General features: G+C 69.2%; 15 protein-coding genes. 6 read left to right on the top strand and 9 right to left on the bottom strand.

The genetic code is table 11. The features are described 5' to 3' along the window. Window positions 1-207: 207 nt before the first annotated feature. The gene (locus tag CFB35_RS13500; protein WP_089465092.1) at window positions 208-873 is read right to left on the bottom strand and encodes a hypothetical protein; all 666 of its coding nucleotides are present in this window, start codon (window positions 871-873) and stop codon (window positions 208-210) included. After that, window positions 870-2,276: a selenium-binding protein SBP56-related protein gene (locus tag CFB35_RS13495; RefSeq protein WP_089465091.1), complete on the bottom strand. Its 1,407-nt coding sequence runs from the start codon at window positions 2,274-2,276 to the stop codon at window positions 870-872. Before CFB35_RS13495 ends, CFB35_RS13500 begins: the two co-directional genes overlap by 4 nt. Before the next feature lie 112 nt (window positions 2,277-2,388). On the opposite strand from CFB35_RS13495, the gene CFB35_RS35330 reads away from it, so the two are divergent. Together CFB35_RS35330 and msrA are read left to right on the top strand one after the other, a co-directional pair. After that, on the top strand, window positions 2,389-2,622 hold the full coding sequence (locus CFB35_RS35330) for a hypothetical protein (RefSeq protein WP_226094298.1): 234 nt from the start codon (window positions 2,389-2,391) through the stop codon (window positions 2,620-2,622). Between the two features lie 216 nt (window positions 2,623-2,838). Further along, window positions 2,839-3,399, top strand: coding sequence for a peptide-methionine (S)-S-oxide reductase MsrA (gene msrA / locus CFB35_RS13485; protein ID WP_059578436.1), 561 nt, complete (start codon window positions 2,839-2,841; stop codon window positions 3,397-3,399). Window positions 3,400-3,421: 22 nt separating this feature from the next. Here msrA and CFB35_RS13480 read toward each other — a convergent pair whose 3' ends face one another. The 3 genes from CFB35_RS13480 to pdxH all read right to left on the bottom strand — a co-directional run bounded on the left by CFB35_RS13480 (window position 3,422) and on the right by pdxH (window position 6,730). Continuing rightward, window positions 3,422-4,720, bottom strand: coding sequence for a DUF72 domain-containing protein (locus CFB35_RS13480; protein ID WP_089465090.1), 1,299 nt, complete (start codon window positions 4,718-4,720; stop codon window positions 3,422-3,424). A gap of 23 nt (window positions 4,721-4,743) precedes the next feature. Then, window positions 4,744-5,964: a cyclopropane-fatty-acyl-phospholipid synthase family protein gene (locus tag CFB35_RS13475; RefSeq protein ID WP_059609116.1), complete on the bottom strand. Its 1,221-nt coding sequence runs from the start codon at window positions 5,962-5,964 to the stop codon at window positions 4,744-4,746. Between the two features lie 121 nt (window positions 5,965-6,085). Then, the gene (pdxH, locus tag CFB35_RS13470) at window positions 6,086-6,730 is read right to left on the bottom strand and encodes a pyridoxamine 5'-phosphate oxidase (RefSeq protein ID WP_059578428.1); all 645 of its coding nucleotides are present in this window, start codon (window positions 6,728-6,730) and stop codon (window positions 6,086-6,088) included. A gap of 128 nt (window positions 6,731-6,858) precedes the next feature. Here pdxH and CFB35_RS13465 point away from each other — a divergent pair, with 128 nt between their 5' ends. Beyond that, on the top strand, window positions 6,859-7,716 hold the full coding sequence (locus tag CFB35_RS13465) for a ThiF family adenylyltransferase (RefSeq protein WP_059578424.1): 858 nt from the start codon (window positions 6,859-6,861) through the stop codon (window positions 7,714-7,716). A 108-nt stretch (window positions 7,717-7,824) separates the two neighbouring features. Here CFB35_RS13465 and trxA read toward each other — a convergent pair whose 3' ends face one another. Further along, the gene (gene trxA / locus CFB35_RS13460; protein WP_059578420.1) at window positions 7,825-8,673 is read right to left on the bottom strand and encodes a thioredoxin; all 849 of its coding nucleotides are present in this window, start codon (window positions 8,671-8,673) and stop codon (window positions 7,825-7,827) included. A gap of 52 nt (window positions 8,674-8,725) precedes the next feature. Then, window positions 8,726-9,607, bottom strand: a complete 882-nt coding sequence (locus CFB35_RS13455; protein ID WP_059578417.1) for a pirin family protein — start codon at window positions 9,605-9,607, stop codon at window positions 8,726-8,728. Between CFB35_RS13455 and CFB35_RS34960 the strand changes: the two genes are divergently transcribed. Further along, window positions 9,606-9,821, top strand: a complete 216-nt coding sequence (locus tag CFB35_RS34960) for a hypothetical protein (RefSeq protein WP_059578415.1) — start codon at window positions 9,606-9,608, stop codon at window positions 9,819-9,821. The two genes, CFB35_RS13455 and CFB35_RS34960, sit on opposite strands and share 2 nt — an antisense overlap. 43 nt (window positions 9,822-9,864) lie before the next feature. Next, window positions 9,865-10,746 carry an EamA family transporter gene (locus CFB35_RS13450; RefSeq protein ID WP_179231749.1) on the top strand — a complete coding sequence of 294 codons (882 nt, stop codon included), beginning with the start codon at window positions 9,865-9,867 and terminating at the stop codon, window positions 10,744-10,746. A gap of 45 nt (window positions 10,747-10,791) precedes the next feature. On the opposite strand, the gene CFB35_RS13445 is transcribed toward CFB35_RS13450, so the two are convergent. Together CFB35_RS13445 and tsaE are read right to left on the bottom strand one after the other, a co-directional pair. Continuing rightward, window positions 10,792-12,318 carry an N-acetylmuramoyl-L-alanine amidase gene (locus CFB35_RS13445; protein ID WP_089465089.1) on the bottom strand — a complete coding sequence of 509 codons (1,527 nt, stop codon included), beginning with the start codon at window positions 12,316-12,318 and terminating at the stop codon, window positions 10,792-10,794. Next, window positions 12,300-12,851 (bottom strand): tRNA (adenosine(37)-N6)-threonylcarbamoyltransferase complex ATPase subunit type 1 TsaE, encoded by a 552-nt coding sequence (gene tsaE / locus CFB35_RS13440; protein WP_059578407.1) that lies wholly within the window; start codon window positions 12,849-12,851, stop codon window positions 12,300-12,302. Before tsaE ends, CFB35_RS13445 begins: the two co-directional genes overlap by 19 nt. 17 nt (window positions 12,852-12,868) lie before the next feature. On the opposite strand from tsaE, the gene queG reads away from it, so the two are divergent. Further along, window positions 12,869-14,092, top strand: a complete 1,224-nt coding sequence (gene queG / locus CFB35_RS13435) for a tRNA epoxyqueuosine(34) reductase QueG (RefSeq protein WP_059578404.1) — start codon at window positions 12,869-12,871, stop codon at window positions 14,090-14,092. Window positions 14,093-14,152: the final 60 nt, after the last annotated feature.

Here is a 14,152-nt window from a genome sequence, read left to right as displayed (position 1 = left end):
GGCGGTCGATGAGGAAGGGGTGCGCATGGCCCGATTTTAGCGGAATCGGGGCCGCCGGGCCCGGTCGGGCGGCGCATCGTGACGGCAGGGTGACGTAGCGAACAGTGCGGCGCGCGGCCGGCATCGCCGTTCCGTCACGCTTTTTGACGGTGCGGCCGTTCGTCCCGGCGCCGGATTGCGCTGCCGGGCATTGCATCGCATCGCGCGCTATCGCGCCGCCGCCAGCCCGAGCGACAGCGCCCCCGTCACGATCAGGCTCGACGCCCACACCGTGTCGAGATTGAACCAGCTCCGCGACACGAACTTCAGCCCGAGATAGCGGTACACGAGCCATGCGAGCCCGCCGCCGGCGGCGATCATCGCGGTCGCGTGCACGGCCGCGACGACGAGCGCCATCCCGAGATGCGCATCGACGAGCATCGCTGCCGCGCGGTGGCCGGCATCGCGATCGAGCCCGCACAGGCCGAGGTAGATCGGCACGAGCATCAGCCCCGCGCCGTGCGCGAGCGCGACCGCGAACGACCACAGGCCGAGCCGCGCCGGCGGAATCCGCGCGAGCGCCCGCGGATGCCGGCGCCGGATCAGCAGCACCGCGCCGAAGCCGATCACGAGCGCGCTCGCGCCGATCCGGATCGCCGTTTGCCACGCGAGCAGTGCGGCGAGCAGCCCGAACGGCAGCATCACCGTGAAGACGGCGAGCGCATGACCGAGCGCGAGATAGCCGAGCGCCGCGACGAGCGCGCCGCCGCGGCGCGTCATCAGCGCGTTCGACACCGCGAGCGGCCAGCCCATCGCCGGGTTGAGCCCGTGATAGACGCCGCTCGCGAGCACGGCCGCCCACAGCGCGAACGGCGCATGAAGCCCGGCGCTCAACGCTTGACCGACGGATAGCAGAACGAGTCGGTCGAGCAGTCGCCGCCTTCGAGCCGGATCTGGTGCGCGCGATAGCCGTCGGGGAATTCGACCCAGTAGTCGTCGGCGAGCGTCAGCCCGCCGTCCGGCCCCGCGTGCGCGAGCACCTGCGCGGCCGGCACGCCGTCCGGATAGAACTGGTCGTCCCACGTCGAATAGAGCGAGTTGGTCCAGTACACGCGCCGGCCGTCTCGGCTGATCTCGACCATCTGCGGGCCGCCCGCGAACGTGCGGCCGTTCGAGTGCGGCGCACGGCGTGCGATGCCGCCGATGCGCACCGACCCGGCGAGCACCGGGTGGTGCGGGTCCGACACGTCGTACTGGCGCATCTCGCCGGTGCCCCAGCACGACACGTACAGGAAGCGGTCGTCGAGCGACAGGTCGATGTCGGTCACGAGCGGCGGCACCGCGCCGAATCCTTGCAGCAGCGGCGGCAGCGCGTCGGCCGCCGCCGGCTCGGCCGGGATCGTCGCGGTCTTCTTCACATGGAACTTGCCGCCTTCGCGCCACCAGGTCCAGATCGAGCCCTCGAGATTGGTCGTATCGACCACGACGCCGACGAATCCGTACTCGCGCACCGGGTCGTGCGCGGGCCGCACCTCGAGCGCCATCTGGTGCTGCGCGCCGAGATCGATCGTCTGCACGTTGCGTCGCGCGCGCAGATCCCAGAAATGCAGCCGGTGCCCGTACTTGTTCGCGAGCAGATCCTCGGGGACGATCCCGTTCTCGAATTGCGGCGGCAGCGCCCATTCGCTCGACACCATGTAGTCGCGCGGCAGGTTCCACCAGAAGTCGTAGTGCTTGTCCTGCGGGCCGCGGTCGATTTCCCAACGGCCGAGCACGTCGAAGGTTTCGCAATCCATGATGAAGATGCCGGGCGCGCCGTCGGTGCCGTCCTTGCCCGCCCCGCCGAGCGTGCTCACGTAGATGCCCTCGGGGCCGCAATGCACGGTGTGCGGCCGCGAATAGCCGGTTTTCGCGAAGATCTCGTCGGGCTCGATGATCTTGTGGATGCGCGCCTGCGTCGGATGCGGCTTCGTGTCGATCACGTAGATGCGCGACGAGCGCAGGCCGGGGATGATCAGGAAGCGGCGCTCGAGGAACGCATGGCCGGTGAGCGGCGACAGCGACGACGAGCACGCATTCCAGCCGAAATGGTGAAACTCGTCGCCGGTGTTCGGCATCGTCACCGTATGCACGATCTTGCCGTACGTCGACGAACCGGGCTTCACGTCGATCACGGCGAGCGCGTCGGGTCTGGAAAAATCGGGGCTCAGCAACAACGTATAGGCAAACTCTTCCGCCGGCGCCTGCATCGCAAGCTCGGGCGAAGCGTGAAACGTCGGGTCAGGCCGCATGCTCATGGTGGTGTCTCTCGAAGGTGTCGGATCGTGGACGCACGGCCGTTCGTTGCGGACGTGCGGACTGCGGTGGCCGCGCGGCGCGCATCATGCCGGCGGAGCGAGCGGCAGGCGAATGCAACGCGTCGGCGACGCGCGCGATGCCGTGCATCAGGTCGTGAAAGCGGGAAAAGGCGACGGGTTGCCGCGCGGCGCGCTCCGTGAAACGGGCACGCGCCACCGCGACGGTGCGATTGACGTAGCGGCGAGCGGGGCCGCGACGCAGGCGATGTCTGTTAAGGCGTGCATATCGATGTTCCGGCAGATGGTGTTGGCATCGGGGTCGGGCATGCATCGGACGCTGGGTTGACGCGGCGGGGTGACCGCCGCGTGCGCGTGCCTAGTGTAGACGAGAAATACGCTGCCGGTCGCGTGCGACGCCTGGCCGATCTGCCAGTTTCGCGCGCGAGTGAGATACTTGCCGGAGTGCCGCCGCGTCCCGCACCGCGGGCCGGCAGCGGCGATGCGAAACCGTGGCAGCCGGCACGCGTGTGCCGGCTGCCATCATCCACGAGAGGCTGATTTCATGGGGAACGAAATGCTTGAAACCGCGACGCTCGGAGGCGGGTGTTTCTGGTGCACGGAGGCCGTGTTTCTCGACGTCGACGGCGTGACGGCCGTCCAGTCGGGTTACGCGGGCGGTCATACCCGCAATCCGGGCTATCGCGACATCTGCGAAGGCGACACGGGCCACGCGGAAGTCGTCAACGTGACGTTCGACCCGGCGCGCATCGGTTATCGCGAGATCCTCGAGATTTTCTTCGCGACGCACGATCCGACCCAGTTGAACCGGCAGGGCAACGACGTCGGCACGCAATACCGGTCGGTCGTGTTCACGCACTCGGATGCGCAGCGCGATACGGCGCTCGATGTGATCCGCGAGCTCGAGCGCGAACAGGTGTTCGGCCAGCCGATCGTCACACAGGTCGTGCCGCTCGACGGCAACTACTGGCCGGCCGAGGACTATCATCAGAACTATTACGCGCGCAACCCGGGGCAGGGCTATTGCTCGGTCGTGATCGGGCCGAAGCTCGCGAAATTCCGGCAGAAGTTCTCGCACCGGCTGAAGTCGCTGCGCGGCGCCTGAGCGTCGGCCGCGGCAACCGGCGTCACGCCGCCTCGTTGCGCCACTGCGCGCACGCGGCGGCGATTTCGCGTGCGAGCGCGAGGCACGACAGCGGCGCCGAGCCTTCCGCCTTGTTGTTGATCGTGATGATCACCGGCTGCCCGGCCAGCGCGTAGCGCGCGGCCAGTTCGGCGAGCGCCGAACGCGTGGCCGGATCCTCGTCGACGAGCTTGTCGAACGGCTCGTATTTCGCTTTCGCCTGCTCGTACTTGAAGCCGCCGTGCAGGCTCCAGCGCACGATCAGCGGGCCCGGCGCGTCGCCGTCGAGCAGCGCGAGCGCGGCGGCCTGGCGCAGCGGGTCGGGCATCCGCGCGTGCAGGCCGACGCAGTAGCGCACGCCGAGCGCGGCCAGCGTGCGGATGAAGCGCGGCGTGAGCAGGCTCGCATCGCGGATCTCGATCGCATAGCGCGTGCCGTCGGCGTCCGGCGGCAGCGGCGGCAGCGCCGCGAAGAACGCGGCGAGCCGGTCGATCAGCGCGGCCGGCTGCGCGAGCAGTTGATCGGGCAGCGGCGAGAACTGGAACACGAGCACGCCGGCTTTCCGGCCGAGCCCGTCGAGGCACGGCTGGACGAATTCGCGGGTCGCGAGCGGCGCATCGAGGAACGTCGGGTTCGGCCCGGACGGCTCGCCGCGCCGGCCGCGGATCACCGCGTCGGTCACCGCGGCCGGCGCCTTCACGACGAAGCGGAAATCGTCGGGCACCTGCTGCGCGTAGCGCAGGTAGTCGGCCACCGACAGCGGGCCGTAGAACGACCGGTCGAGGCTCACGCTTTTCAGCAGCGGATGCGCGCCGTACGCTTCGAGCCCTTCGCGCGACAGCTTCGTCTGCGCGAAGTCGCCGTCGTAGACGATGCCGTTCCAGCCGGGGAAATACCACGACGAGGTGCCGAGCCGCACGTTCGGCGGCAGGCCGGCCGCGACTTCGGCGACGTCCGCCGAGATCGGCGCGGGCAGCACGCCGCGCTTGCGGCGGCCTTTCTTTGGCGGGGCGACCGCCGACGGCGGTTCGTCCCACAGCAGGCCGGACGACGGGGCGGGGGCGTCTTCGGCGGCGGGTCGGGCGGTCGTACGGGCGGGCGGCGCCGGTCGAGGGTCTTTCGCTGCGTCCGGCGTCACGGGCTCGTCGGGGCTGGCGGAGCGGTCACCGTCCGCCGGCGACGTGCGTGCGGCGTCCGTCGGCACGCCGAACAGGTCGAACTGCCCGTCGGCGTGCGACTCGTCGGCGTCGTCGTGCCGCTGTCGTTGCGGCGGCGCCTTGCGCCGCGTCCTGCCGTCACCCATGCATGCCCAGCGTGATGCGCCGCCTAGCGCGGCAGCGCGTGTTCGTACATATAGCGCCGCGACCACGGCAGCGTTTTCGCGCTGCGCCCGGCCTTGCGGCACACGATCTGGAAGATCGACACGTCGTCGTGCTCGAACGCATACGCGCAGCCGGCGAGATACACGCGCCAGATGCGGAATTTTTCGTCGTCGACGAGCTTTCGCGCTTCCTCGGCTTTCGCCTCGAAGTTTTCCGTCCAGATGTCGAGCGTGCGCGCATAGTGCCGGCGCAGGCTTTCGACGTCAACCGCCTCGAGCCCGCCGCGCTGCGCCGCTTCGAGCGCGAGGCTGATGTGCGGGAGCTCGCCGTCGGGGAACACGTAGCGGTCGATGAATTCGCCGCCGCCGAGCGCGGTTTCGCCGCTTTCCGCGTCGGTCGACGTGATCCCGTGGTTCATCGCGATGCCGTCGTCGGTCAGCAGCTCGCGGATGCGCGAGAAATAGAGCGGCAGGTTCTTGCGCCCGACGTGCTCGAACATCCCGACGCTCGTGATGCGGTCGAACTGGCCTTCGATCTCGCGGTAATCCTGCAGACGAATCTCGATCCTGTCTTCGAGCCCCGCCGCCTTCACGCGCGCGGTCGCGAGGTCGAACTGGTTCTGCGACAGCGTCACGCCGAGACACGTCGCGCCGAACTTCTGCGCGGCGCGCAGCACCAGCGCGCCCCATCCGCAGCCGATGTCGAGCAGGCGCTGGCCGGGCTGCAGCTGGATCTTCGTCAGGATGTGGTCGATCTTCTTGATCTGCGCGGTGGCGAGATCCTCGTCGCCGTTCTCGAAGTACGCGCACGAGTACACCATGTTCTCGTCGAGCCACAGCTTGTAGAACTCGTTCGAGACGTCGTAGTGGTACTGGATCGCTTTCTTGTCGGTGCTCTTCGTGTGATTGAAGTAGCGCTTCACGCGTGCGAGCTTGCTCGCGCTCGTCACGGTGCTGCGCGCGAGCGAGTAGCCGATGTTGATGATGTCCGACAGCTTGCCTTCGATGTCGATCTTGCCCTTCACGTATGCCTCGCCGAGGTTGTCGAGGCTCGGTTCGAGCAGCAGCGGCAGCGCCGACGCGCTGTTCACCTTCAGCGTGACCTGCGGCGCGCTGAAGGTGCCGAAATCGAGTTGATCGCCGTTCCACAGCACGAGTCGCGCCGGTATGTTCGCTTTTGCCCGTACTTCGTCCGCCCACTGTGCCAGCTTCTTTTCCCAGAACATTTGGATTCTCCGTTTGTTCGTTGAATCGAATACAGCCAAGTATCTTGACCGGCGCCCACCGCTTGCGGCGCGGGCGCCCGGATGCAACACGAGACACGACCGGCGTGCGCCGGCGCCGCGCTTACGGCGACAGGCGCGAGATCGTCCAGCCCGGCGCCGCCGCGGCGTCGCGCGTATAGAGCAGGCGGTCGTGCAGCCGCGACGGGCGGCCCTGCCAGAATTCGATCGCGTCGGGCACGAGGCGATAGCCGCCCCAGTGCGGCGGGCGCGGCGGGTTGTCGCCGTAGCGTTCGCTGACGGCCTGTTCGCGCGCTTCGAGCGTCGCGCGGCTGTCGATCACGGTGCTCTGGTCCGACGCCCACGCGCCGATGCGCGAGCCGAGCGGGCGCGACGCGAAATAGCGGTCGCTTTCTTCCGCGCTGGTTTTCTCGATCCGGCCTTCGATGCGTACCTGGCGCTCGAGCTCGATCCAGTAGAACAGCAGCGCGGCGTGCGGATGCACGGCCAGATCGTGCCCCTTGCGGCTTTCGTAATTGGTGAAGAAGACGAACCCGCGTTCGTCGACGCCCTTGATGAGCACGATCCGGGCCGACGGCCGGCCGTCGGCGCCGACGGTCGCGAGCGTCATCGTGTTCGGCTCGGGCAGCTTGGCGGCGAGCGCCTCCTTGAACCAGCGATCGAACTGGGCGAAGGGGTCGGGGGCGGCATCGGCTTCGTCGAGCGAAGCGCGCGAATAGTTGATCCGAAGATCGGCGAGAGTCGTCATGTTATGCAAACGCTTCAATCTGGGGCCAGTATAGCGAACGCGCGAGAATCGTGCGTGCACGGTAGCGCGTGCGAGCGGGGAGTTCAGGCAGAATAGAGGGCTGCACGACTTACGTTTTCCTTGCTGCCATGTCCGCCGCCGACGCCGCCCCGCCCAGTTCTTCCGATCTTACCCCGACCCCGGAAATCCAGCTTGACGTGGATCGCGCGCGGCGTTTCGGCGGCGTCGCGCGCCTGTACGGCGCGCCGGCGGCCGCCGCGTTCGAGCGGGCGCACGTCGCGGTGATCGGAATCGGCGGCGTCGGGTCGTGGGTGGCCGAGGCGCTCGCGCGCAACGCGGTCGGCACGCTGACGCTGATCGATCTCGACAACGTCGCGGAAAGCAACACGAACCGGCAGATCCATGCGCTCGACGGCAATTACGGCAAGCCGAAGGTCGACGCGATGGCCGAGCGCATCGCGCTGATCGATCCCGCATGCCGCGTGAACCGCGTCGAGGATTTCGTCGAACCCGACAATTTCGACGCGCTGCTCGGCGGCGGCTTCGACTACGTGATCGATGCGATCGACAGCGTGCGCACGAAGGTCGCGCTGATCGCGTGGTGCGTCGCGAAACGGCAGCCGTTGATCGTCGTCGGCGGCGCGGGCGGGCAGCTCGACCCGACGCGCATCCGCATCGACGATCTCGCGCTGACGATTCAGGATCCGCTGCTGTCGAAGGTCCGCGCGCAGCTGCGCAAGCAGCACGGCTTTCCGCGCGGGCCGAAGGCGCGCTTCAAGGTCAGCGCCGTGTATTCGGACGAGCCGCTGATCTATCCGGAAGCGGCGGCCTGCGACATCGAGGACGGCGCCGAGCCGTCCGCGGCCGCGCACGTCGCGGGGCTCAACTGTGCGGGCTTCGGTTCGAGCGTGTGCGTGACCGCGAGCTTCGGTTTCGCGGCGGCCGCGCATGCGCTGCGGGCGATCGCGGCACGGGCGGCCGGCTGAGCGTGCGGCGCGCGGGCACGCAAGGACGATGCCGCGGCGCGGGCGACGTGCCGCGAGCGATAGGCCGATGCGGCCGGGCCGTGGCGGCCCGGCCGGTCGCGCGTCGGGTCAGTTGAGCGCCATGCTCAGCTTGCGTCGCCACGCGGCGACGAGGTCGGGCCGATCGCCGGCCAGTTCGAACACCGAGATCATCGTGCGGCGGCCGAGATCGTCGCCGTACGCGCGATCGCGCGTCACGATTTCCAGCAACTGTTCCAGCGCCCCTTCGTACGCGCGCCGCGCGATCAGGCTCTGCGCGAGGTCGAAGCGCGCGTCGAGATCGGCCGGGTTCGCCGCGATGCGCGCCTCGAGCGCGTCGGTCGGCGGCAGGTCGGCCGTGGCGTCGAGCGCGTCGAAACGGGTCTTGATCGCCTGGTAGCGCGGGTCGCCGTTCTGCACGGTTTGCGGCGACAGGCGCTCGGTCTCCGCGCGTGCGGCATCGACTTCGTTGCGCGCGAGCAGCAGCTCGATCAGGTCGAGGCGCGCGTCGTCGTAGCCGGGGTTCAGCGCGAGCGCCGCTTCGAGGTGCGCGCGCGCATCGTCGAAGCGCTGTTCGGCCATCGCGTACTGCGCGGCGCGGCGTTCGGCTTCCTCGGGGGCCGGCAGCAACCGGTCGAGGAACGCGCGCAACTGCCCTTCGGGCAGCACGCCGACGAACTGGTCGACCGGCCGCCCGTCCGCGAACGCGATCACGTGCGGGATGCTGCGCGTCTGGAAGTGCGCGGCGAGCTCCTGGTTCTCGTCGACGTTGACCTTCACGAGCTTCCAGCGGCCTGCGTAGTCGGCTTCGAGCTTTTCCAGCAGCGGGCCGAGCGTCTTGCAGGGCCCGCACCACGGCGCCCAGAAGTCGACCAGCACGGGCGTGTCCAGCGACGCCTCGATGACGTCTTTCTCGAATGTGGCAAGCGTGGTGTCCATGGCGTTCTCTTCCGTTCGAATATCGTCAGGGTGGGGGCGGTGCGCCGCTTTTTCAACGCGGCTTCGCTTCGGGCAGCGCAATCCATTCGGTCTCGCCGGGCACCTTGCCCATCTCCTGGCGCGTCCACGCCGCTTTCGCGCGTTCGATCGCGTCGCGGCTGCTCGCGACGAAATTCCACTCGATGAAGCGTTCGCCGTCCATCCGGTCGCCGCCGAGCAGCATCGCGCGCGCGCCGCTGCCGCTCGTCAGCGTGACGCTCGCGCCCGGCGCGAGCACGGCCATCCGTTCGGCCGGCACCGGCGCGCCGTCGATCGCGAGCTCGCCGTCGACCACGTAGACCGCGCGCTCCTCGTGCGACGCATCGAGTTCGAGCCGGCCGCCGGCCGCGAATTCGGCCGCGACGTACAGCGTGCGCGAGAACGTCGTCACGGGCGAGCGCAGCCCGAACGCGTCGCCGGCGATCACCGTCAGCGCCACGCCGTCTTCGTCGCGCTTGGGTAGCGTGTCGGCTGCGTGGTGCTCGAACGACGGCTCGGTCGTCTCGTGCGCTTTCGGCAGCGCGACCCAGGTCTGGATCCCGTGCACGGTGTGGCCGCTCGCGCGCTGCGCGTCGGGCGTGCGCTCCGAGTGGACGATCCCGCGGCCGGCCGTCATCCAGTTCACGTCGCCCGGCACGATTTCCTGCCGCGAGCCGAGGCTGTCGCGGTGCAGGATCGCGCCGTCGAACAGATAGGTGACCGTCGCGAGCCCGATGTGCGGATGCGGGCGCACGTCGAGCCCCGTGCCGGCCGGCAGCATGGCGGGCCCCATGTGATCGAAGAAGATGAACGGGCCGACGAGGCGTGCGGCGAGCGCGGGCAGTGTGCGGCGCACCTGCAGGTTGCCGATGTCGCGCACGTGCGGCTTCAGCAAGGCTTTGATCGAGTCGGTCATGGCGGGCCTCGTGGGGAACGGCTGGATTGCCGGTCATTGTACTGGCGGCACGGCGGCGCGCGTGACGGGCAGCGCGAAACGCGCGCGGCGCGATGCGGCCGCGGCGGGCACGCATCGTGCGGTGTCCACCGCGTCGCGCCAGCCGCTGCGCCCGCTGCCGATTCCATGCGCGCCGCGCGGGTATCCGGCGCGGCGGCGAAACCGGGTAGACTGACCGGCTTCACAACGACGATTCGACAATCGAGGAGACGCCGATGATGGCCCCGAAGGATCTGCTGCTCGCGCTGGTCGTGATTCTGGCGTGGGGCGTGAACTTCGTCGTGATCAAGGTCGGCCTGCACGGCATGCCGCCGATGCTGCTCGGCGCGCTGCGCTTCACGCTCGCGGCCGTGCCCGCGGTCTTCTTCGTGCGCCGGCCGCAGATTTCGTGGCGGCTGCTGGTGCTGTACGGCGCGACGATCCAGCTTGGCCAGTTCGTGTTCCTGTTCACCGGCATGTACGTCGGCATGCCGGCCGGCCTCGCGTCGCTCGTGCTGCAGTCGCAGGCGTTCTTCACGCTGGTGTTCGCGATGCTGTTCCTCGGCGAGCGGCTGCGCGTGCAGAACCTGATCGGGCTCGCGATCGCCGCGGGCGGCCTCGTCGTGATCGCCGCGCAGGGCGGCCGTGCGATGACGCTCGCGGGCTTCCTGCTGACGATCTGCTCGGCCGCGATGTGGGCCTTCGGCAATATCGTCACGAAGAAGGTCGGGAAGGCGAACCTCGTGTCGCTCGTCGTGTGGGCGAGCCTCGTGCCGCCCGTGCCGTTCTTCCTGCTGTCGCTGTGGTTCGAGGGGCCGCGGCGGATCGCGACCGCGCTCGCCGGGCTCGACGGCGCGTCGATCTTCGCGGTCGTCTATCTGGCGTTCGTCGCGACGCTGCTCGGCTACGGGCTGTGGAGCCGCCTGCTGTCGCGCTATCCGGCCGCGCAGGTCGCGCAGTTCTCGCTGCTGGTGCCGATCGTCGGGCTCGCGTCGTCGGCGCTGCTGCTCGACGAGCATCTGACGCAAGCGCAGCTGATCGGCGCCGCGCTCGTGATGGGCGGGCTCGCGGTGAACGTGTTCGGCGGGAAACTGCTGAGCCGCTTCGCGGCATCGTCGTGACGCGCCGGCACGCGCCGCGTGCCGGCGGCAGGGAACGGATGGCGCTCAGGCCATCCGGCTCTTCGCGAGCGGCGGATTCGCGGCGAAGTAGCGCTTGATGCCGCGGAAGATCGCGTCTGCCATCTCGTCGCGATAGCTGTCGTCGTTGAGCCGGCGCTCTTCGTCCGGGTTGCTGATGAACGCGGTCTCGACGAGGATCGACGGGATGTCGGGCGCCTTCAGCACCGCGAACCCGGCCTGCTCGACCGAGCCCTTGTGCAGCTTGTTGATGCCGCCCACTTCCTTCAGCACGTAGTTGCCGTAGCGCAGCGAATCGCGGATCTGCGCGGTCGTCGACATGTCGAACAGCGCGCGGCTGACTGCCGCGTCCTGGGTCTTGATGTTGATGCCGCCGATCAGGTCGGACGAGTTTTCCTTGTTCGCGAGCCAGCGCGCCGCGGCGCTCGACGCGCCGTGGTCGGACAGCGCGAACACCGACGAGCCGCGCGCGGACGGCGTCGTGAACGCGTCCGCGTGGATCGACACGAACAGATCCGCGCCGACGCGGCGCGCCTTCTGCACGCGCACGTTCAGCGGCACGAAGAAATCGGCGTCGCGCGTCATCATCGCGCGCATGTTCGGTGCGGCGTCGATCTTCGCGCGCAGCTTCTTCGCGATGTCGAGCGCGATGTGCTTCTCGTACGTGCCGTTGCCGCCGATCGCGCCCGGATCCTCGCCGCCGTGGCCCGGGTCGATCGCGACCGTCAGCAGGCGCACGGTGCCGCCCTTGCCCGATTTCGGCGCGGTGAACTTGTAGGTGTCGCCGTCGTCGTCGCTGTCGTCGCGGCGCGCGATGACGGGCGGCGGCTTGATGGCTGGCTTCGCGGGCGTCGACGGCGTGCCGGCGGCCGGCGGCGTGTGCGGCGCGGCCGGCGTGTTCTGTGCGAAACGCTGGAAGAATGCGTCGCTGTTGTCGCCGGCGGCGGGCGGCGGGGTGCCCGGGCCGGCCAGCGTGGACGGCGGCTGCATCTGCTGCGCGCGCGCGGTGTCGTTGAGCGCCTGTTCCTTGCGTTCCGTCTGCGCGATCAGGTCGGACAGCGGATCGGGCGCGACGGCCGGGTACAGGTCGAACACGAGCCGGTACTTGTACGTGCCGACGGGCGGCAGCGTGAACACCTGCGGCTTCACCGAGCCTTTCAGGTCGAACACCATCCGCACGACGTGCGGCTGATACTGGCCGACGCGCACCGACTGGATCTGCGGATCGTTCGGCGCGATCTTCGAGACGAGGTCGCGCAGCGCCTGGTCGAGATCGAGGCCGCTCAGGTCGACGACGAGACGGTCGGGACCCTGCAGCAGTTGTTGGCTATTCTGCAGCGGCTGGTCGGATTCGATCGTGACGCGCGTGTAGTCGCGTGCGGGCCACACGCGCACGCCGAGCACCGACGACGCGTGCGCGAGCCGCGGCGCGACGAGACCGAGCACCAGCGTCGACGCCCCCGCGCGCAGGATCTGACGGCGCCGCCAGTTGTGCGTCGCGGTGGCCGCCGATTCGATCGAGCGGAACGGTTTGATCAACATCTTTCGAGACATGCGTTTCCTGAAGCGCTGTACGCCCGGACGGTGAGGACGCGGCCGTCGCCGTCCACGTCGAGCGAGAAAACCAGATCGGGCACGCCGAGCAGGGCGCCCGCCTGTTGCGGCCATTCGACGAGGCAGATCGCGCTGGAATTGAAATACTCGCGAAAGCCTGCGTCCGACCATTCGGCCGGATCGTTGAATCGATACAGATCGAAGTGATAGACCTCGAGTTCCCCGTCGCTGCGTTCGAGCGCGTACGGCTCGACGAGCGTATAGGTCGGGCTGCGCACGCGCCCCTGGTGGCCGAGGCCGCGCAGGATCGCGCGCACGAGGGTCGTCTTGCCCGCGCCGAGATCGCCGACCAGCTGGATCTGCAGCCCGTCGAACGCGTGGGCGCGGTCGAGCGCGATGCGCGCGGCGTCGAGCGCGTGCGCGAAGCGGGTGCCGAAGGCCTCGGTCGCCGCTTCGTCGGCGAGCGCGATCACGCGCTCCGCGAGCGGGGCGGGCAGCATGGCGTGAGGCGGTTGGCTGGGCGTGGCTGGCATTCTCGTAAAATAGTGCGATGAACCGACTACCGGAACGCGCCGCATCCGACAGGCCTTCGACTCGTGCCGAAGGCGCGGCGCCGTGCGCGCTCGACGATGCGGCGTTGACTGCGCTCGCCGCTCGCATCAGGGCGTGGGGGCGCGAATTGGGTTTCGGGGCGATCGGCATCAGCGACACCGATCTCTCGGATGCCGAAGCGGGCCTCGCCGCCTGGCTGGAAGCCGGTTACCACGGCGAAATGGATTATATGGCGAAACATGGGATGAAACGCGCGCGGCCGGCCGAACTTGTGGCCGGTACGCGACGCGTGATCTCCGTGCGGCTCGCTTATTTACCGGCCCAAACGCTGGCTGACGACGAGCCCGGCGCGCTCGTGCCGCACGATTGGCGCACGCGCGAACGCGCACGGCTCGACGATCCGCAGGCGGCGGTCGTGTCGATCTATGCGCGCGGCCGCGACTATCACAAGGTGCTGCGCAACCGGCTGCAGACGCTCGCGGAGCGCATCGAGCACGAGATCGGCGGGTTCGGCTATCGCGTGTTCACCGATTCGGCGCCCGTGCTCGAAGTCGAACTCGCGCAGAAGGCCGGGGTCGGCTGGCGCGGCAAGCACACGCTGCTGCTGCAGCGCGATGCCGGCTCGCTGTTCTTTCTCGGCGAGATCTACGTCGACCTGCCGCTGCCGACCGACGCGCGCACGTCGCCCGACACCGCGCCCGAGACGCCCGGCGCGCACTGCGGCAGTTGCACGCGCTGTATCGACGCGTGCCCGACCGGCGCGATCGTCGAGCCGTACCGCGTCGATGCGCGCCGCTGCATCTCGTACCTGACGATCGAACTGAAAGGCAGCATCCCCGAGCCGCTGCGGCCGATGATCGGCAATCGCGTGTACGGCTGCGACGACTGCCAGCTCGTGTGTCCGTGGAACAAGTTCGCGCAGGCCGCACCCGTCGCCGATTTCGACGTGCGGCACGGCCTCGACCGTGCGACGCTCGTCGAGCTGTTCGCGTGGGACGCGGGCACGTTCGATACGCGGATGCAGGGCAGCGCGATCCGGCGCATCGGCTACGAAAGCTGGCTGCGCAATCTCGCGGTCGGGCTCGGCAATGCGCTGCGCGCGGGCGCGGACCGGCTCTCGCCGGCGGCGCGCGACGCGATCGTCGCCGCGCTGCGCGCGCGGGCCGACGATCCGTCGCCGGTCGTGCGCGAGCATGTCGAATGGGCGCTGCGAGCCGCGTGAAGGCGGCGTAAAGTGTCGTCGGCGCGCGGGCAGGGCCGCGCGCATCCCCCGGTCAGGAGA

This window comes from Burkholderia sp. AU16482 (genome assembly GCF_002223285.1).
Classification (GTDB): Bacteria; Pseudomonadota; Gammaproteobacteria; order Burkholderiales; family Burkholderiaceae; genus Burkholderia; species Burkholderia semiarida.
The sequence above is the reverse complement of the archived record's forward strand: the minus strand, read 5'-3'. Positions and strand labels throughout refer to the sequence as shown.